The following is a 19,982-nucleotide window of genomic DNA, read 5'->3' as shown; positions in this document are numbered from 1 at the left end:
ATTTGCAAACGTAAAAATATTGACTGGGTTCTAAATGAAAACAAAAAAAGCAGCCTGAAAAACAAGTTATTTGGTTTTCAGGCTGCCTTGATGTGTGTGAATTAAATATTGAATTATTTTTTACGGTTCAAGAAATTGCCCATACGGCTTTGTTGTTCGTCTTGCAATTGCTTTTGTTGTGTAGGCGTTAAAACTTGAAAAATAGCATGGCGTTTTTTCAACATTTGCAATTCATGTTCTGCGCGGTTGCGTTCCATATTCATACGCTCTTGTTGGCGTTCTAAAATCATTTGGCGCGCGGCGGCTTCATCAAAATTCTTGTTACTCATCAATTTTTGTTCAGCGGCTTGGCGTGCTTGGATTTTTTGTTTGAAACTGGCCTCGTCCATTTGTGGGTGTTGTGCTGGTTTATCGGCTTCTACAATCGCTTTAATTTTGGATTTTTGCATTTCAGTTAAATTTAATTTTTCAAAACCGCGTGGTAAATCCGATTTTTCACGTTTACCATGTTCACGCATTTCACCGAATGGCGGTTTGCCGTGATGGTCAGACGTAGGATGGGTATTGACGTCAGTAGCAGCAAAAGCCATGCCAGCAGTGGTCAACAATGAGATGATTACTAAAGATAATTTTTTCATTTTGATAATCCTAAAATTGGTTGTATTGTTTAAGACATACATAAATGATACGCGGATTCTTGTTAATCAAATTTTGTTAGCTGTAAAGGTTGCGTAAAATATCTAAACATTTTTTCAGGCAGCCTGAAAAAGAAAACACTTTGTTTTTCAAAAAAATTTACTTAATTAATCTGTTAAAAATATTTAAATTCTGACAACAATATTATACAATTACACCATTTTTTTCAGGCAGCCTGAAAGCAAACGAACCGTGAATGCCCAATTATCCCTAGATTTTGACGAACTCGACTACCCACGCTTTGACCAATTATTAGGCAATGCCAACGCCGAATTGATTTATTTTTTGCAACAAAAACATGACCAATTCATTTACATTTGGGGCGAAAAAGGCGCAGGCAAAAGCCATATTTTGCAAGCATGGGTCGGACAAGCCCTGCAAGCTGGACACCGCGCCATCTACATTGATGCCGATAAAACCAGCTTAACCGCTCATCTGGTTGCAGATGCCGAATATGTCGCTATTGACCAAATTGAAAAATTACGCAGCCGCGAACAAAGCGTTTTATTTAATTTATTCAATCATTTCCGAAATACAAGACAAGGCAATCTATTGCTTGCGTCTGATTTTCACCCAGCCAAATTAAATTTGCGTGAAGATTTACGTACACGCGTGGCATATTGTCTCGCCTACGAAGTACAGCCGCTTAGCCGAGATGAAAAAATTAATGCACTCAAACATTTAGCAAAAACACGCCAACTGCATATAGACCCCAAAATTTATGAATATCTACACGACCAATGGCGGCAAGACATGAGTCATTTGCTGTCCATATTTGATGATTTGGTGGCATATTCGGTGGCGATTGGCAAACCTTTGACACTGAATTTAGTAAAACAATTATTAAAACAACAGGAAAGCTTATGAAAAATTTAGCTATTTTTGATTTAGACACAGTCATCGGGCGACTGACGACACGCTGATGGTCATTTTGTTTACCAATGAGTACATCATGATATCGATTGACCATGAATTTAACACACAATTGGAAACCGGCATGGACATTTCACAGACAACCTGAAATCTTTATTGCTCCACTTCATCATTTTCCAATTTACCCTCTAACGCTTTCAGGCTGCCTTGCAAATTTTCAAATAAATCAATTGTTAAATTTATAAATTCATCGGATAAATACGGTGGTTCAGCATCGGGATTACGCCCATACACCAATTTAACTTCAGGATAATCTTCTTGCGCAAATCCTTGATAACCTTTGTGATAAATTTCAGCTGCTTTTTTAATCGCCGCTTCACGATTCAACTGACCTGTTTTGGGGTCAAATAATTTGTTCGCCGCCGCCAACTGCACACGTGGGAAAAATGGCAATGGCGAATTAATTCCTTGTTTATAATATTTTATCCAAATATTTAGAATTGTTAAAGCTTCATCTTGCGACACGGCTGGGAAAGTTAAAACATCAGGCAATTGAATCAAATAAGTTTGACGATTTTCAGTCTGTGTTTGATTGTCAGGCGTGGCAGCACAAAATATAAGATGTTGTAAAATCAATTCAATTTTATCTGATGCAGACAATTTACCATGTTCATTGGATTCACGCAAAAATTGACTGGCGTAAATCATTTGTCCGCATTGCGTCAAATGATTCAAACGATAATTCAGGCTGCCTGATTCCATGTGCAGCATGCCACTGCGTTCAGCCAAAGCAGGACTATGCAGCAATTCGCCGTCCAACATCGCCGCTTGTGCCGCAAAATCACGTTGCACCAATTTACCCAATACACCAGTTGGCAACAAACTTTGTGCCGTCAATTCTTGCGCCAACTCTTCAAATGATTGGTTCTTGCGTCTGGCTAAAACATAAGCATCAGATAATAAACGAATCTTAGTAGGTTCAAAAGGTTCTTTCGCGTCCCACTCCATGTGCAAATAGGGCGGTTGCCAATTCAATGAATCACGCAAATAACTGCGAATGGGATTACGCCAAAATTGAATAAAAGAATTTTGTTCAATTAATTCATCTGATTGATGAATTAACTTTTCAGGCTGCCTGAAAAAATCGCCTAATGGTTTGACTGGTTGATTCAAGGCATCAGCATAATCGGTTCTACTGCTAATTAATTCATTATAATTTACTGATTTAATTAAATTATCTGATTTATTAGATATAAAATACTGTCGTGAAAATGCTTGCAAAGGATGGGCAACCACCCATTCCGATAACAACAACCCCGATGACACACCCGCCATATCTGCCACACAATCCACCAACTCATTCAATAAAGTAGAAGGCGCGCGGACTTCATCGGTGCGAATATCTTTACCAACAAACGACAAATACAACACGTCCCGTGCTGAAAATAAAGCTTCTAAAAACAAATATCTATCATCATCACGCCTAGCACGATCGCCTTTTTTCGGGTGTTTCGCAATCAAATCAAAACTGGCAGCTTTCGTATTACGTGGAAAATCACCATCATTCAAACCAATCAGCGCAATCACTTTGAACGGCAAAGACCTCATTGGCACCATGCCACAAAACGTGATGCCTCCACGTAAAAATCCTGCCTCATCTGATTGATTTAAAAATCGTTTAATATGCTGAATTACCACTTCTGGCGATAAATTATGATGAAAATGCGCCAATTCACTTTCTGCTATCCATTCACTAAGTGATTGTTCTAACTTCTGAATCACATCACGGTCTTCGTCATTGGGTAAAAACAACTGATTAACCAATTCACGCAGACGCTCCGTCCATATGGCTACATCGGCAGGCTTTTGCCATTTTTGTTGAGATTTAGTCAGCACTCTGATTAACAAAACAAATTTACTCAAAATTTCCAAATAATCAGGGCGCGTATACCACGGACTCATGCCCTGCCACAAAGATTGGCGCGTGTTTTCAGGCAGCATCCAACCCAACACAATACGCTCCAAACCTTGTTGCCATGTGAATAATCGCTGTCTATCACCAAATTGAGCGCGTTGTTCGCTGTTCGCCCCCCAATGAATGTTTAATTTGGCTACGGTATCGTGGATTAATGGCAAATCTTTTTTTGTTAAATCAAACTTTTGTAAAATAATTTCATTATCCAAAACACCCAACAATTTATCCACTTCAAACCGACTGGTCAACAAATCCAACACCTGCTCCAACGCATACAAAAACGGCTGCTGGCGTGACAATTTCACGTCCGAAAGCGAATAAGGCAACGCCTGCCCACTGCCCGTTTCCTGCCCAAAAACCGCCTGCAAATATGGTGCATACGGCTCAATGTGTGGCGTGAGAACAGCGATATCGTGCGGTCGCCAATTTGGATTTTTATCTAATAATTCAAGCAATTGATCTTTTAAAATTTGTAATTCACGCAAGGGACTGTGCGCACTGTGAATTTGAATACTGCGATCATGATGCTTCAGATAATCCAATGAATTTTCAGAATCAGTTTGATTGATTTCACGCCATTGGCTGTTTTCAGGCAGCGTTTGTGTTTGAATATCGCGTTGCAATTGATGCAAAAGACTGCCTGAAAAATATTCATCATCATACGCACTCACATCAACCGCTACATCAGCTTCCGCCAACGCATCAAAAAAATCGCGTCCTTGTTTTCCAAGTGATGCCAACAAGGGATGTCCTTGTAAACTTAAATCTAAAATTTCAGATTTATCTAAAATTTGTGATGGTTCAATAACTTGACCCCAATACTCTGCACTTGGATTCAATGCGAAAATATGCACTTCACGCATTTTTGACAAACGTATCAATAATTCTAGATACATTGGTGCAAGCGTGGCAATACCGAAGACAAAAAATCTTTCAGGCAGCCAATCAGGTGGATTATCCAAAATATTCATTAAGTTATACCACAATTGAACACGATGAGGCGCAGTTTGTCGCCCATCGTCCAAATATCGCCAAAGCGGTGCTTGCCAAATTTGCTCATCTGACAATCCATCTACTAATTGCCCTTTGTGCCACGTTTCAATCCAATTCGGGCGATAAACCAAATATTGGTCAAATACGTCCGCCAGTTGCCCCGCTAATTGATACGCCGCATAATCGCCATTTTGCAAATAAGTGTGCAACACTGTTCGGGCTGCCTGAAACTCATCTTGTTGAAATTCATCAGATTGGAACAAATCCAACAACCGCCAACGCATCACTTCCGTATCAAACGGATTCAATTCGGGCGTATCGGGCATGGTCTCGCGCATCAAACGGAAACTGAATCCAGCAGGCAGGCTGAATTGAATATTTGCTGCAATTCCTTGTTTTTTTGCTAAATATTGATTAATAAATCGGCGCATTCCTTGACTTTGCACCACAATTTGCTCGGGCGCAAAAGACGATGGCACAGGCTGAACGGCGTGCAAAGTTGCCAACATTTCCGCCAAATCTTCTAAGCGATTGGATTGATATAAATGTAACATAATGATTTTCTAATAATAAAATTTTTCAGGCTGCCTTATTCTAATCAAGGCAGCCTGAAAATTCCATTCAGAATAAAATTTAACCTTCTAATGACGCATAACGGCGAACCAAATCATGAAATTGCGCACCCGTATCAGGGTGTTTTAAACCGAAAGCTAACGTGGCTTCCAAATAACCCAATTTACTACCACAATCGTAGCGAATACCATCAAACGCGTGCGCCAACACGGGTTCGTATTCCAATAAAGACGCGATACCATCGGTTAATTGGATTTCGTTGCCTGCACCACGACCTGTGTTTTCCAGCAATTCAAAAATACGTGGCGTTAAAATATAGCGCCCCACCACTGCCAAATTAGATGGTGCTTCTTCAGGTTTGGGTTTTTCCACAATACTTTGCACGCGTTGGAATTCATGCCAAGGTGTTACTTCTACGATGCCATACGAACCTGTTTCTTGTGGATGAACGGTTTCCACACCCAATACGCTACTGCCTGTTTTTTCATATACATCAATCATTTGCTTTAACGCACCACGTGGCGCATCAATCAAATCGTCTGCCAACAACACCGCAAACGGTTCATCACCAATTGCAGCTTGAGCACACGACACCGCGTGTCCCAATCCCAACGCCTCCGCTTGACGAATGTACAAGCAAGTAATGTTTTGTGGCAAGATATTTTGTACCTGATCCAATAAAGCATCTTTATGACGCAATGCTAACTCGGTTTCCAATTCATACGCTTTATCAAAATGGTCTTCAATACTGCGTTTGCTGCGCCCTGTCACAAAAATAATTTCGGTACAGCCTGCTTCAATCGCTTCTTCAACCGCATATTGAATCAAAGGTTTATCCACAATTGGCAACATTTCTTTTGGTGTGGATTTGGTGGCGGGCAAAAATCGCGTTCCCATACCAGCCACGGGAAAAACCGCTTTACGAATACGAGGGTGTTTTCTCATCTTTATTAATCCTTTAAAGTTTTAAATAATATGGTGCAATAAACCAACAACTACGCGCTGATTATCGTGAAATCTTGCATTTATTCACAACTCATGACTTGCTAAAAATAATGAAAGGGATTATCATTAAGAAAATTCTATTGAATAATAACAGCCCACAAATTTTCTTAAGAGGAATCAACCATGTATGTTTGTATTTGTAATGCGATTAGCGACCGTCAAATTCAAGAAACCGTAGCAGCAGGTGCAACGTCTTTGGGCGATTTACAGAACCAATTAGGCGTTGCCACTTGTTGTGGCTGCTGCGCAGAACTTGCCAGCTCTTATTTGAGTACCAACCCCGCCGCCGCACAAACCACAATAACCACACAAACCAGTATTCAGCGTTAAAACAATCCAATCCTATGATAACGACAACAAAAAGGCAACCTGAAAGATTAAAAATTTCTTTCAGGCTGCGTTTTTAATGGCTAATCATTTTTTTGTATTTGCTGCCATTGTTCAGGCTGCCTGAAATTACCGAATTGATTCATGACTGTTTTTGATTCATCTGGTAATACTTCAGATTGCATAATTTCTTTCAATAAATTATCGTTATTTTCTTGATTTTCAATTAATTGGCTAACTTCTTGAGAACGTATCTGTTTATCCAAATATACCCAAGCCGAACCAATCACCAACACCAGCACCGCCACTTGACTGGCAACATGATGCCCCCAAATCAACGCCACCACGCTCGCCACCAACAACGCCACCGAAACAGCACGTAAATACAGCGTATGCAAAAACAACTCAAACCCAAATATCCAAATGCCCATCATTAACCAATAAATCATACATAATCCTTTCATTTAAATCAGTTAAACGGCAATTCGTATAACTGCTTTAATTTAATATGATTTATTGTGTTAAAGCAAGAAAATTCAGGAAAATCATTAAATTGTGTTTGTAAATGGCGACAACAAAATAATTAACAAAAATTATGAATGATAAAAAAAGCAACCCCAAATACATCCAAAACCTTAGAACCTGTGTTCATGGATTTAAATAAGGTTTCAGGCTACCTTTATTGTTAATCGCATAGTCGTTTAAAATAAAAATGGGATAAGGCAACCACAACCGCCGCGTACATCTATACTATAGGTAAATAAGAGAGCAGGCAAAGCAGTAGTATTTTAATTTAAACGACTATATCTTTTAACCATGTAATGCACGTTTATCCGCAGCCAACGCCGCTTCGTGTAACACTTCCGATAAAGTTGGGTGTGCGTGAACAATTCGCGCAATATCTTCGCTGCTGGCCTTGAATTCCATGCTTACCACCGCTTCCGCAATCAATTCGCTGACCATCGGGCCAATCATATGCACACCCAAAATACGGTCAGTTTTCGCACAAGACAGCACTTTGATGGTACCTTTGGCTTTACCCAACCCTAAAGCGCGACCATTTGCACCAAAACCTGACGTGCCTTTTTTGTATTCAATGCCCTCTGCTTGTAATTGTTCTTCCGTTTTGCCCACCCATGCGATTTCGGGATCGGTATAGATAACCCAAGGAATGGTATTAAAATCCAAATGTGGTTTTTGACCTGCAATGCGTTCAGCCACCGCCACACCTTCATCACTGGCTTTGTGCGCCAACATTGGACCACGTACCACATCACCAATCGCCCACACATTTGGCAAATTGGTTTGACACAATTCATTCACAGTAATAAAACCGCGTTCGTCTTTCGCCAAACCAACAGATTCAGCGTTCAAACCATTGGTATTAGGTACGCGTCCGATGGCAATGATTAAGCGATCGTAAGTATCGGCAAATTTCTCGCCATTTACTTCATATTCCACAGTTACAGTGTTTTTGGCACGATTAATCGCATGAATTTTCACGCCTAATTTGATGTCCAAACCTTGTTCTTTGGTAAAATATTTGAATGCTTCTTTGGCAATTTGTTGGTCAGCAGCTGCCATAAAAGTGGGTGCAGCTTCCAAAATGGTTACTTCAGAACCCAAGCGTTTCCACACCGAACCCATTTCCAAACCAATCACACCCGAACCAATCACACCCAATTTGGCTGGCACATTGGTCAAATTCAATGCACCTTCGTTATCCAATACAATTTCATTGTCAATATCCACCAAAGCAGTCAATTGACGTGGCAAAGAGCCCGTTGCCACAATCACATGTTTAGCTTCAATCACAGATTTTTCGCCACGATTGTTAATTTCAAGCTGCCAAAAATCGCCGTTTTTACCCAAAAACGAACCCAAACCAAAAAAACTTTCCACTTTATTTTTTTGGAACAAGAACTTAATTCCACCAGTTAACTTATTCACGATGGCATCTTTGCGCTCAATCATTTTGGCAGCATCAAAATGCACAGCATTCACACTGATGCCATGCGCGGCAAAATCGTGTAATGCAGTGTGGACGTGTTCCGATGATTGCAACAAAGCTTTTGATGGAATGCAACCCACATTCAGACAAGTACCACCCAGAGCAGGCGCATCACCAGCTTTATTCACACCTGCATCAATACAAGCGGTTTTGAAACCCAGTTGCGCTGCGCGAATTGCCGCCACATAACCGCCAGGACCTGCACCGATTACAACTACATCAAATTGAGACATGATATTTTCCTTCAAATAATATAAATGGGGTTGTGAAACAAATTGTTAAATTCAAAATCAAACCATTTTTCAGGCTGCCTGAAAAATCATGATGCGTTGGTACGCGCCATTAAAGTGGGTAATTTATGCACGACAACACCAAACCGTGCCAACAAAATTTGGTTAAATGTGGCATTTTGTTTGTCGTCTAATTCTTTACCACTTTCATCAAAAGTGGTCATGCCAATGGGTTTACCGTTGGGGTCTATATCCATTTGGCTCATGATTTTGCCGTTGGGATGATAGAATTTTAATTGCTTAATTTCCAAACCTTTTTTTCCTTGCGCGATTTCACCTTCGCCCCAAATTTTGTCGTCAGGTGAAAAAAATCGCATGGCAATACCTGTGCTGTTGTCTTTTAATTGCACAACTAGTTGTTTATATTCATAAACATCTAACCAATCTTGTTGCTCGCCATTGTGAAAATTACCCACACTCGCAATTTCACCATCATGATGACTATACCAAATAACTCGACTATCTAAAATATGCTTACTAAATTCGGTTGGATTCCCACCTTTTTTGATAACAAAGGGTGCGGTTTGTTGTTTTTGGGTATCTGCATAATAATCTTGTGCCACGTTGCGCCCATCACCAGTCATACCCAAAATTTGGCGGTAAAAGCCGTTTGCCACAGGTTTATTTGACGGTTCACCATTGGCAGAGAAATACACAGTTTGTGGTTTGGAATTGGGTGTGTATTCTATCTTGGGTGGGATAATTTGGTCGCTCGTGAGTGCAAGGTTCGCATACACATCAGCAGATTGCGCGGTAGATGCAGCCTGATTTTGATGATTGCTACTTGGCTGCTGACACGCCATCAAACCCAAACTCAGCCAACACATGAATAAAATGGATTTCATTAAATTAATGTTGTCTTGTGTAGTGAAATGTTGCTATTCTAAATTGTTCTTTACAAAAAAGCTATGGCGATTTTATATCCAAAGGCAGCCTGAAAAAAACAAACCATCAAATTGATTCAGTCATCGCTTCGGTAACGGCTTCAATTTGTGGCATCATTTGACGCGCATTAATCAGCACCATTCCCGATGGCGTGGTACTGTTGCAAGCCAACACACTCACATGATTACGATTATTTCTCGCACGAATAAACACATAAACATCTTCTTCACCATGCACAATCATTTCATTAAAATTACTTTTTTCTTCGTTCGTGCCTTTTTGTTGTTTGTATAAATTAGATACCCTCACCATATTGGGTGCGGTAAATAAATCACTGGTAGCGGCAGCAATAAGCTGCTGTATCTCAACAGGTAAAGATTGAATCGAATAAATGCCCAACAAAGCACGTTGCTCAATATCCACATAAGCCAATGATTTGCAATCAGGAATTTTTTTCATCACATCTTGCAAAGTAGTTTGCAACGCTGGGTACTGCTCATGATAATTCATTGGATTTTCAATGGATTGCTTTGATACACTGGTTAAGTTAGCTTCGGTCATTTCAATTGAATCAACCCAATGATTGGCTTTTTCCAAATCGCTTTCAATTGGTGTAGACAAATGACTGAATTCATCTGTTTTAGATGGTTCAGCAGGTTGAACAGTTTCATTTTTATGATGAATTTGGCGTAAAAGGAATTGGCTCAATCTTTTACCAACCGAATTCTGGGATGAATGACTCATGATGTATATTTTTCCTAAATAATAGATTTATTACCGCGGTTATTATATAGAAAAACAGAAAAGGCAGCCTGAAAGTTTTTTCAAGCTGCCTGATTATTATCGATTTATGATGCAAAAAAACCGCATTGACTCAAAAAACAACACAGTTAAGTTAAAAATAGTGGTCGGGGCGGTGGGATTCGAACTCACGACCCTCTGCTCCCAAAGCAGATGCGCTAACCGGGCTGCGCTACGCCCCGACTTCAAAGGTAGCAATTGTAAATAATATACCCATCATTTGTCAAGTCGATACGATAATTGTGTATGTCATTTTCATTAAAAAAATGGGCATAAAACTTTTAAGGCAGCCTGAAAAATAGCTGATTAACTATTTTCAGGCTGCCTGAAAGGTTTTTGGTTCTTAAAATTAAGCCGCTGCTTCTTGCTCTAAAGATTGATGATACATCGCGTCAAAATTGATTGGTGCAAGCAATACGGGTGGGAAACCAGCACGCGTTACAGTTGAAGACACGGTCTCACGCGCATAAGGGAACAAAATATTTGGACAAGCCACGCCCAACAAAATTTTGATGTCCTCTTCAGGAATATTGGACAAACGGAAAATACCTGCTTGATTAACTTCACTCAAAAACACCACGCGTTCATCTTTTAATTTAGCGGTGATGGTAACGGTAATACCACATTCGTAAAATTCTTCTTCAATTTTTTGGCTGTGTGTGGCAACACGCATATCCACTTCAGGTGTTTCAGATTCTAGGAAAATACCTGGTGCGTGCGGCACTTCCAAAGATAAATCTTTCACATACAATTTTTCAATGCTGAAAATAGGTTGAGTTTGTTCGCTCATGATAATTCTTTCTTTAAAATAAAAATTAGGCTGCCCAGTAAAAACAGCAAAAAACGAGATTATTCAACATTCAGCAAAGTTTGTAAACTACCCTGCTGATGCAACGCGTATAAATCAGTAAAACCACCCACATAATTATCGCCAATAAAAATTTGTGGAATGGTACGCTGTCCTGTTCGGATTTGGACTTGACGAAACTCTTCAGGAAATTCATCGCGATTGATTTCGCAAATGTCCTGTACACCAAGTTGATTTAATAGCCGTTTTGCCATCAAGCAATAAGGACAATGTGCGCCTGTGTAGATAGTAACTTTGTTCATGATAAGATATGTTGCTTTTTATCAAAACCAGCTTTTTAATTCACAATCAGCAGTTTGTCAAGTTATTCTGACGCGTTTTTTTGATACGAAAGTAAGCAATTTTACCTAAAAAATCCGCTTCGTATCTGCATTATCCATTGCCTAAGCAATTTTAATTCATGAGCCATATAATCCGATAAAATCTGCAAATTATGCCAATAATTACGCCAGAAGTAGTTGCCATTTTAGTACTTTATCGTTATAAAGACAAAACCATATATTTATTTCTTTATTCAATCAAATAAAAATGATTTTGAATATACTTTACTCAACTTATTGCTTAGGAAAATTTAAAATGAAAATTTTTGAATGGTTAACACACAAATCAAAAAACAATCAAATATCAACCGAAACCGAAAAATCTCCTTGTGATTGCCAACAACACGACTCACATCAAGAAAATTCACCATGCGGTTGCAGCACAGAAGAATTAGATGATTTCATGAAACACATTACCATTGATGAATCTCCTGTTTATGAAAGACCCATTCAAATTAGTCCATGTGGCTGCGGTTGTGGTTGTGGTTGCGATAATGAAACAGAAGATATAGAACTCCCTGATGATGAAAAAAATAACTCATCTGATAAAATTAAAACCAGTATCCCACAATTGGAATATTTACTCACAGGTCATACCGAATGGTGCAAACAAATTGAACAAAGTATGCGCGATGGCACAACCAACCAATACGCCAAAATGTCCAAAGTCGGCTCTGAATTGCTGTGCTGCATTGGACAGTGGCTACAATGCGAGGGCAAAAACTTGCGCCATTACACAGAATACACAGAACTGCAAAATGCCTACGATGATTTCAAATCTTGTACCTTAAAGATGCTGGACAATCATCAAAAAGGTTTGTTCAGTGATGCCGTTGTTATTTTACGTGGCAATTTTAATCAACAATCTTTGCGCGTGCAAAAAGCCTTGCGTGATTTGGTTAATAAAATGCGCAGCGAAACCAAGGATGATGAAAATGCGCCAGAAAAATTGGCTTAAATCCACTAATCTTTTCAGGCTGCCTTTTTCAATAAAACTACCTGAAAATTTTTTTGCTAATTTTTCGCTTTTATTCGCTGAATTTGTCAACAAAACGCTATAATTATACAGATAATGCACGATTTGAAAGGCAATAACCACATGAGTCATTCTGCTAACAACCAAAATATTCCGCGCCATGTCGCCGTAATTATGGATGGAAACGGACGCTGGGCAAAAAAACGCTTGATGCCACGCGTGATGGGACATAAACGCGGCTTGGATACGCTGGAAGAAATGTGCCGCATCTGCTCCAATGCAGGCGTAGAATATTTGACTGTGTTTGCATTTTCCACCGAAAATTGGCGCAGACCCGAAGACGAAGTCTCATTTTTAATGGGCTTATTTTTGACCGCACTGGAGAAAAAAGTCGCCAAAATGCACGCCAACGGTTTGCGCGTGAAAGTCATCGGCGACCGCAGCCATTTTAGTCCAGCCATTCAAAAAGGCATTGTTGCAGCAGAAGAATTAACTAAAAATAATCCAGGATTAACCCTAACCGTCGCCGCCGATTATGGTGGAAAATGGGACATTATTCAGGCTGCTAACGCCTTAATTGCTGAAGGAAAAACCCAAATCACCGAATCCGATTTATCCACTAAACTCATGCTGGCTGAAGCCCCCGAACCCGATTTGTTTATTCGCACAGGTGGCGAAACACGAATCAGCAATTTTATGCTCTGGCAAATGGCATACGCCGAATTTTATTTCACAGACGTATTGTGGCCTGATTTTAACGAAACCGAAATTTATCGTGCATTTGAATCTTTCACACAACGCGAACGCCGTTTTGGACGCACATCCGAACAATTACCCATTGAACAACAACGCCCTTAAATTTTTCAGGCTGCCTTTGTATTCAGGCAGCCTGAAAAATATAGCGTTTTGAATTCAAATTAGAATACGCCATCTTCACCCAAATTTAACGCACTGTAATTGCTCTACATTTCCTGACAATCCACGTCAATATGCCAGCGAATCCGATTATCCCGATGCTGCGCCAACACCTGCTCCCACAAACTCAACGCCCGATGCAACGCCACCCGATTCATGCTTTCAATAAAAATTTGCGCTCGTTCACGCTCCGCCAAACGCGCCATCAACATGGGTACCGCACCCATTTGCGACACATTTTCAGGCAGCATGGGTGCAATCACATCACGGATTTCATTGAGAAAATCTACTGCATCACTCATTTTTAACGCGTCCGCGCGCACGGCTGCCTGAAAACCAAATGGCGGTAAACCAAACATTTCTCGTTGTGCCAATTCCTGTGTGGCAAATTGGGCAAAATTTTGCGCCCGAATTGCGTGGAAAATTTCGTGTTCAGGCAACTGCGTTTGAATCAACACACGCCCTGCTTTCTCTGCGCGTCCAGCGCGTCCCGACACTTGCATCAATTCCGCAAACAATCTTTCTGGCGCACGAAAATCACTGCTAAACAACGAACCATCAGCATTTAATACCACCACCAAATTTAAATTAGGAAAATCATGCCCTTTGGCTAACATTTGCGTGCCAATCAAAATGTCCACTTGCTGTGCGTGAATTTGGTCGTACAAATGCGCCCAATCGGTTTTTTTGTGCATACTGTCTCTATCCACACGCACAATTTTGGCGAGTGGTAGAAAATTTTTCAATGTCTCCTCAATGCGTTGTGTGCCTTGTCCAACGGCGGTTAGGTCTTGATTGCCGCATTCTTCGCAAGCGTGAGGAATAGGCTGTCTGAAATCACAATGATGACAACGCAACTGCCTAGCACGTTGATGTAAAACCAATTTTGCCGAACAATTTGGACAACCAAACGTGTGTCCACAATCACCACAAAACAGCGCAGGCGCAAAGCCACGCCGATTCAAATACACCAGCGATAAACCGCCATTTTGATGATTTTGTTTCAATAAATTCAACACTTGTGGCGAAAAACCATTATCCAAACGCATACGGCGAACATCCACCAATTCAATTTCAGGTAGCTTGGCGATGGCATTGGCGCGATGCGACAGCGTAAGCAATTGATACGCACCGATTTGCGCCTTGTGCCAGCTTTCCAAACTGGGTGTTGCACTGCCCAGCACAATCGGGCAAGCTACCTGACGCGCACGCCATACCGCCAAATCCCGCGCATGATAGCGTAACTCATTGTCTTGATTAAACGAATTATCGTGTTCTTCGTCCACCACAATTAAGCCCAAATCAAGTATCGGCGTGAACACCGCCAAACGTGTACCAATCACCAATTTAGCGTGTCCCAACATGGCACGAAGATAATCGCGTCCACGCGCACCTGTAGCGGTTTGGCTGTGCAACACGGCAGTCGGCACATCGGGAAAACGTTGCGCCACACGTGCCAATAATTGTGGCGTAAGATTAATTTCAGGCAGCAAAAACAAAACTTGTTTGCCTTGCGCCAACACAGTTGCCATCACATCAAAATACACTTCGGTTTTACCACTCCCTGTGATACCGTGTAACAAAAATGGTTGATATTCATGCAGATGAGATTGTATGGTGTTGGAAACTTCGGTTTGTTCTGCGTTCAGAATGTGTTGAGATGGGGGAATGCTAGGCGTGGTAGCAGTGCAGATACTTAACCAATCTAACTTTTTATATTCATTAATTAAATCAATAGCTTTTGGATGAATTTTTTTCAGCGTAGCCATATCAAGGCAGCCTGAAAACAAGGCTTGCCATAACTGCAATTTTTTGGCGTGATTTTTGGGCGGTGGCGTTTGCTGTTTGCCTAAATCATTGAGTGTGTAGAAAACGGGAGATTCGGGCGATTCAATCGGACGCGGTTCTTTGAGCAAACTCGGCAGCGCGGTAAACACGGTTTGCCCAATGGGATAATGATAATATCGCGCTGTAAAATCAATCAGTTCACGCCAATTTTCAGGCAGCGTGGGTTCGTGGTCAAAGATTTTCAGAATCGGCAGAATTTTGTTAACGTCAATTTCGGGTTGAACATGATTTGCCCATACCACACCAATTTGTGGCTTACCACGCAAATTGACCAACACACGACTACCAAGTGGTAAAGCGGTATCGTGAGCGTAGGTAAGCGGCGGAAGAATGGTGTTGAGTGCGATATGGTGGTAAATCATTCGAATCTGCTCTCACTGGTTGCAATTTATTGTGCAAAATATATTTTTAGGCTGCCTGAAAAATATTCAGAACCTGTATTCATCGTCAACGTGAAAGGGATTATTGTCCCTGTTGGTGCGAATGTCAGGCGAATTTTATGCCCATGGCGTTCCGCAGCAGGCGTACCCAATCGGGCAAAAGACATTGCGCTTGGCTGTGAATACAGGTTCTTACTTCGCTTTTCTCATTTTCAAAATTTCAAACACCATCGGCATCAATGAAATCACAATAATCCCAATAACCACTTTACCAAAATTGTTTTTCACAACCTCCAAATTGCCAAAGAAATAGCCCAAATACGTCAACGATGCCACCCACGCAATCCCACCAATAATGTTGTAGCGCACAAATTGCCCATAGTGCATTTTGCCCATGCCACCCACAAATGGCGCAAACGTCCGCACAATCGGTACAAATCGCGCCAAAATAATGGTCTTCCCACCATATTTAGCATAAAAATCATGAGTTTTGGTTAAATATTCGGGTTTAAAAATGCGAGAATCGGGTTGAGCAAATAATTTTTCACCAAAATATTTGCCAACCACAAAATTAACCGCATCACCCAACACCGCAGCCAACAACAAAATCATGACCATCACGTGAATATTCAAACCACCAGCCGATGCCGCCACCACCGCCCCCGATGCAAACAACAACGAATCACCTGGTAAAAATGGCGTTACCACCAAACCCGTTTCACAGAAAATAATCAAAAACAAAATCGCGTAAATCCAAATGCCATAGTTCGCAGATAACGTCGCCAAATGTGTGTCAATGTGTAAAATAAAATCTATCATAATGTGAATGCAGGTTCTGAAAATAGAAAAAATGATAATGTAGAACTTAGTTTTAACCCAACTTTAGTTTAAAAGATAATCTATACCTATGAATTATATAAAAAACGCAATTTAAGGTTTTGCAAAGGTTTCAGGCTGCCTTTAGAACCTGTGTGTTCGTAAGATGGCACATTAAGTAATCTTACGAACACAGGTTCTTAGATTCATCAATCATCAATCCGATATTGAATGGTCACCACCAAACGAACCTTTTTATCAATCGTACTGGTGTCGTAACCACCACCATAACTGTCGCTACTGTCATCGCTGGTCGGGCTAGTGGATTGAATATCAAACGAACCTTGTGATGCAGACTGCATTGCACCCACTTTCATTTTGCCTGTTTTGGCAAACTCTTCAGCACGAATAGCCGCATCTTGTGTGGCTTTGGAAATCAACGTGCGTTTGATGGTTTCCAAATCTTCCAAATAAAATTTGGGTGAGCTGAAATTAACCGTGTCATTTTCGGCACGAAGTTGCAAAATAGCACTTTGGGCTTTTTGCAATTTGGCTAAATCTTGGGTGGAAATGCTGAAATCACGAGACGCATCATAACCATTTTCGCGTGATTGTCGTTCACCTTTTTCGTCTGTGTAATATTCGGTATGTGATGAAACACTCATTTCTTCCGATTTGATTTCTTCCTCGCTAAAACCTTGTTTTTGAAGAAATGATTTTAATATGGCAAATTGTTTTTTATTATTGGACATGGCGTTGGCGTAATTATCGCCCCACGCGGTAATGCCCACACGCCAAGTACCTAAACTGGCTTTGTATTCCGCCTCTGCCAAACCTTTCACAGTAATCACGCCCGATTCGCGCAATTTACCAAATTGGCTACCCAAAGTCCACGCCGCACCCGTTAAGCCAATCGCCAAAATCAGCGCAGCAATCATATTTTGAGAAGAATGATTCATGATGGATTCCTTGATTAATCTTATTGGACAATATTTTTTCAGGCTGCCTGAAAAAATCACGGCTCTAATTTTTCCACACCACCCAAATACGGTTGCAAAGCTTTCGGAATATTAATTGAACCGTCTGCATTTTGATGATTTTCTAACACCGCCACCAACGCACGACCTACCGCCAAACCCGAACCGTTCAGCGTATGCACCAAACGATTTTTGCCATTTTCGTCTTTGAAACGCGCTTTCATGCGGCGTGCTTGGAAATCTTCACAATTTGAACAACTTGAAATTTCACGATACGTATTTTGTGCAGGCACCCACACTTCCAAATCATAAGTTTTCGTTGCACCAAAACCCATGTCGCCCGTACAAAGCGTAATCACGCGATACGGTAATTCCAGCAATTTTAAAATATTTTCCGCGTGTCCAACCATTTCTTCTAACGCTTCATATGATTTTTCAGGCTGCACAATTTGCACCATTTCTACTTTATCAAATTGATGCTGACGAATTAAACCGCGTGTGTCTTTGCCGTGCGAACCTGCTTCACTGCGAAAACAAGGCGAATGCGCCGTCAATTTCATTGGCAAATCATGGGGCGATAACACTTCATCACGCACGGTATTGGTTAAAGTGACTTCTGCCGTTGGAATCAAATATTGCGTCAATTTGGTTTCATCACCACCACGCGTAACGTGAAATAAATCTTCGCCAAATTTCGGCAATTGCCCTGTCCCCAACAACGTAGAATCGCTAACAATATAAGGCGTGTAGCATTCGGTGTAACCGTGCTGCGTGGTGTGCGTGTCCAACATAAATTGCGCCAACGCTCGATGCAAACGCGCCACTTTACCTTTCATTAACGAAAATCTTGCGCCTGATAATTGCGCCGCTTTTTCAAAATCCAAACCCAAAGCCGCACCCAAATCCACATGGTCTTTGATGTCAAAATCAAATTGGCGTGGCGTACCGACTTTGCGAACTTCGACGTTTTCGGTTTCATCTTTGCCAATGGGAACGGATTCATGTGGCAAATTCGGAACACGCAACAACAAATCATCTAAAGCAGCCTGAATATTGGGCAAATCTTGTTCAATTTTATCCATTTGCGATTTAATTTGCGCGACTTCATTTTTAGCGGCATCGGCTTCGTCTTTCTTACCTTGCCCCATGAACGCGCCAATTTGTTTGGACAACTGATTGCGTTTGGCTTGCAATTGTTCGTTTTCGGTTTGGAGCAATTTGCGTTGTGCGTCCAACTGTTCAAATTTTGTGGTATCCAACTCAAAGCCGCGAGCCGCCAAGCGTTGCGCAACCGCCTCAATATCATTTCGTAATAATTGAATATCTAACATCACTTAATTCCTAAGACAAAAACGTCATTTTAAACCAAAAACCGTTTTCAGGCTGCCTGAAACCCAAAATTCCACACATTCTAAAAAAATAAATCAAATAAAAACAAGCAAAATTAAAAAAATTGCATGACAACTATTGACCCAAACCGCCGTCATCAATATAATTCTAATCTTTCAAGTCGGGGCGTAGCGCAGCCCGGTTAGCGCATCTGCTTTGGGAGCAGAGGGTCGTGAGTTCGAATCCCACCGCCCCGACCAAAAAAATTTAGTTATCCGATAGTTTCCGTGCCCGTAGCTCAACTGGATAGAGCACCGACCTTCTAAGTCGGGGGTTACAGGTTCGATTCCTGTCGGGTGCGCCAGTTATGTGGTGGATGTAGCTCAGTTGGTTAGAGCATCGGATTGTGATTCCGAGGGTCGTGGGTTCGAGCCCCATCTTCCACCCCAAATTCAAAACCACATTAGTTTTTTCACTAATGTGGTTTTTTTTTCATTTTAGGTAGCCTAAAAAAAGCACGTCCCAAAATAATCAATTTTACTAGGAAGATATATGTTAAACGAACAAGAATTGCAAAAATTACAACAAATGGTGGACATCGCCGTAAACGCATTGGAAGAAGTCAAAGCGAAAGACATCATCGTATTGGATACCGTAGGCAAAACTTCGCTTTTCTCACGCATGATTATCGCCAGTGGCGACAGCACCCGACAAGTCAAAGCATTGGCAAATAACGTGGCTGTTGATTTAAAAGAGGCTGGTTTCGCCATTCTCAGCAGCGAAGGGCAAGATAGTGGCGAATGGGCGTTGGTAGATGCCAATGACTTAATTGTTCATGTGATGCTGCCTGCCGTGCGCGATTTCTACAATATTGAAGACTTGTGGGGTGGCGAAAAACCACCTTTCCACGCTGGCGCAGCCAAACCTTGGCATTCTGCTGATTGATTCATTTGCTAAATCAAACACTCATGAGTTTTTACTTGTGGGTGTTTTTCGGTTTCAGGCAGCCTGAAAAAGCCATGCCCACCACACAATCAAAACCTTGCCAACCCATTGAGGGCGCAAAAGAGTGGGTATGGCGGCGATACGCCATGTTTTTAAATCTAAGAAAATTTTATTTCAGG

Annotated in this window: 19 protein-coding genes and 4 tRNA genes; 8 read left to right on the top strand and 15 right to left on the bottom strand. The window is 41.1% G+C overall.

Annotated elements, in window-relative coordinates; translation table 11 throughout:
- Nucleotides 1-113: 113 nt before the first annotated feature.
- Entirely contained in the window at nt 114-638 is a 525-nt protein-coding gene (locus BWP33_RS03420) for a Spy/CpxP family protein refolding chaperone (RefSeq protein ID WP_002642906.1), read from the bottom strand.
- Nucleotides 639-888: 250 nt separating this feature from the next.
- Between BWP33_RS03420 and BWP33_RS03415 the strand changes: the two genes are divergently transcribed.
- Nucleotides 889-1,563, top strand: a complete 675-nt coding sequence (locus tag BWP33_RS03415) for an HdaA/DnaA family protein (RefSeq protein WP_002642907.1) — start codon at nt 889-891, stop codon at nt 1,561-1,563.
- Between the two features lie 159 nt (nt 1,564-1,722).
- Here the strand turns inward: BWP33_RS03415 and recC are convergent, their stop codons facing one another.
- Both recC and galU read right to left on the bottom strand, forming a co-directional pair.
- Nucleotides 1,723-5,091, bottom strand: a complete 3,369-nt coding sequence (gene recC, locus BWP33_RS03410) for an exodeoxyribonuclease V subunit gamma (protein WP_002642908.1) — start codon at nt 5,089-5,091, stop codon at nt 1,723-1,725.
- A 79-nt stretch (nt 5,092-5,170) separates the two neighbouring features.
- Nucleotides 5,171-6,055, bottom strand: coding sequence for a UTP--glucose-1-phosphate uridylyltransferase GalU (galU, locus tag BWP33_RS03405; protein ID WP_002642909.1), 885 nt, complete (start codon nt 6,053-6,055; stop codon nt 5,171-5,173).
- Between the two features lie 183 nt (nt 6,056-6,238).
- Here galU and BWP33_RS03400 point away from each other — a divergent pair, with 183 nt between their 5' ends.
- A complete protein-coding gene (locus BWP33_RS03400) occupies nt 6,239-6,445 on the top strand; it encodes a (2Fe-2S)-binding protein (RefSeq protein ID WP_002642910.1) in 207 nt (68 codons plus the stop codon).
- An 80-nt stretch (nt 6,446-6,525) separates the two neighbouring features.
- Here BWP33_RS03400 and BWP33_RS03395 read toward each other — a convergent pair whose 3' ends face one another.
- From BWP33_RS03395 to grxC, 7 genes are all read right to left on the bottom strand, one after another.
- A complete protein-coding gene (locus BWP33_RS03395; protein WP_002642911.1) occupies nt 6,526-6,891 on the bottom strand; it encodes a hypothetical protein in 366 nt (121 codons plus the stop codon).
- Nucleotides 6,892-7,252: 361 nt separating this feature from the next.
- Nucleotides 7,253-8,686 carry a dihydrolipoyl dehydrogenase gene (gene lpdA / locus BWP33_RS03390; protein WP_002642912.1) on the bottom strand — a complete coding sequence of 478 codons (1,434 nt, stop codon included), beginning with the start codon at nt 8,684-8,686 and terminating at the stop codon, nt 7,253-7,255.
- Nucleotides 8,687-8,772: 86 nt separating this feature from the next.
- Nucleotides 8,773-9,588: a toxin-antitoxin system YwqK family antitoxin gene (locus tag BWP33_RS03385; RefSeq protein WP_040629492.1), complete on the bottom strand. Its 816-nt coding sequence runs from the start codon at nt 9,586-9,588 to the stop codon at nt 8,773-8,775.
- A gap of 106 nt (nt 9,589-9,694) precedes the next feature.
- Complete coding sequence (locus BWP33_RS03380) at nt 9,695-10,372, bottom strand: hypothetical protein (RefSeq protein WP_002642914.1); 678 nt, start codon at nt 10,370-10,372, stop codon at nt 9,695-9,697.
- Between the two features lie 161 nt (nt 10,373-10,533).
- A tRNA-Pro gene (locus tag BWP33_RS03375) sits at nt 10,534-10,611 on the bottom strand.
- Nucleotides 10,612-10,778: 167 nt separating this feature from the next.
- On the bottom strand, nt 10,779-11,219 hold the full coding sequence (gene secB / locus BWP33_RS03370; RefSeq protein ID WP_002642915.1) for a protein-export chaperone SecB: 441 nt from the start codon (nt 11,217-11,219) through the stop codon (nt 10,779-10,781).
- Nucleotides 11,220-11,278: 59 nt separating this feature from the next.
- On the bottom strand, nt 11,279-11,539 hold the full coding sequence (grxC, locus tag BWP33_RS03365; RefSeq protein WP_002642916.1) for a glutaredoxin 3: 261 nt from the start codon (nt 11,537-11,539) through the stop codon (nt 11,279-11,281).
- Nucleotides 11,540-11,873: 334 nt separating this feature from the next.
- Here grxC and BWP33_RS03360 point away from each other — a divergent pair, with 334 nt between their 5' ends.
- Nucleotides 11,874-12,575, top strand: a complete 702-nt coding sequence (locus tag BWP33_RS03360) for a hypothetical protein (RefSeq protein ID WP_002642917.1) — start codon at nt 11,874-11,876, stop codon at nt 12,573-12,575.
- Between the two features lie 141 nt (nt 12,576-12,716).
- Nucleotides 12,717-13,451, top strand: coding sequence for a polyprenyl diphosphate synthase (gene uppS, locus BWP33_RS03355; RefSeq protein WP_002642918.1), 735 nt, complete (start codon nt 12,717-12,719; stop codon nt 13,449-13,451).
- Nucleotides 13,452-13,555: 104 nt separating this feature from the next.
- Here uppS and BWP33_RS03350 read toward each other — a convergent pair whose 3' ends face one another.
- The 5 genes from BWP33_RS03350 to serS all read right to left on the bottom strand — a co-directional run bounded on the left by BWP33_RS03350 (nt 13,556) and on the right by serS (nt 18,860).
- Nucleotides 13,556-15,718, bottom strand: coding sequence for a primosomal protein N' (locus BWP33_RS03350; RefSeq protein WP_002642919.1), 2,163 nt, complete (start codon nt 15,716-15,718; stop codon nt 13,556-13,558).
- Between the two features lie 26 nt (nt 15,719-15,744).
- Nucleotides 15,745-15,903, bottom strand: a complete 159-nt coding sequence (locus BWP33_RS12300) for a hypothetical protein (RefSeq protein WP_155999653.1) — start codon at nt 15,901-15,903, stop codon at nt 15,745-15,747.
- A gap of 25 nt (nt 15,904-15,928) precedes the next feature.
- Entirely contained in the window at nt 15,929-16,555 is a 627-nt protein-coding gene (locus tag BWP33_RS03345; protein WP_002642920.1) for a DedA family protein, read from the bottom strand.
- A 206-nt stretch (nt 16,556-16,761) separates the two neighbouring features.
- The gene (locus BWP33_RS03340) at nt 16,762-17,511 is read right to left on the bottom strand and encodes an SIMPL domain-containing protein (RefSeq protein WP_002642921.1); all 750 of its coding nucleotides are present in this window, start codon (nt 17,509-17,511) and stop codon (nt 16,762-16,764) included.
- 56 nt (nt 17,512-17,567) lie between these two features.
- A complete protein-coding gene (gene serS / locus BWP33_RS03335; protein WP_002642922.1) occupies nt 17,568-18,860 on the bottom strand; it encodes a serine--tRNA ligase in 1,293 nt (430 codons plus the stop codon).
- A 180-nt stretch (nt 18,861-19,040) separates the two neighbouring features.
- Here serS and BWP33_RS03330 point away from each other — a divergent pair.
- The 4 genes from BWP33_RS03330 (at nt 19,041) to rsfS (ending at nt 19,803) form a co-directional block, all read left to right on the top strand.
- Nucleotides 19,041-19,118: transfer RNA gene (locus BWP33_RS03330), tRNA-Pro, on the top strand.
- Nucleotides 19,119-19,145: 27 nt separating this feature from the next.
- Nucleotides 19,146-19,222, top strand: a tRNA-Arg gene (locus BWP33_RS03325).
- An 8-nt stretch (nt 19,223-19,230) separates the two neighbouring features.
- Nucleotides 19,231-19,307: transfer RNA gene (locus BWP33_RS03320), tRNA-His, on the top strand.
- Between the two features lie 103 nt (nt 19,308-19,410).
- Complete coding sequence (gene rsfS / locus BWP33_RS03315; RefSeq protein ID WP_002642923.1) at nt 19,411-19,803, top strand: ribosome silencing factor; 393 nt, start codon at nt 19,411-19,413, stop codon at nt 19,801-19,803.
- The last annotated feature ends 179 nt before the right edge of the window (nt 19,804-19,982 follow it).

This window comes from Simonsiella muelleri ATCC 29453 (assembly GCF_002951835.1).
GTDB classification, from domain to species: domain Bacteria; phylum Pseudomonadota; class Gammaproteobacteria; order Burkholderiales; family Neisseriaceae; genus Simonsiella; species Simonsiella muelleri.
This window is presented reverse-complemented; position numbering and strand designations above follow the sequence as displayed.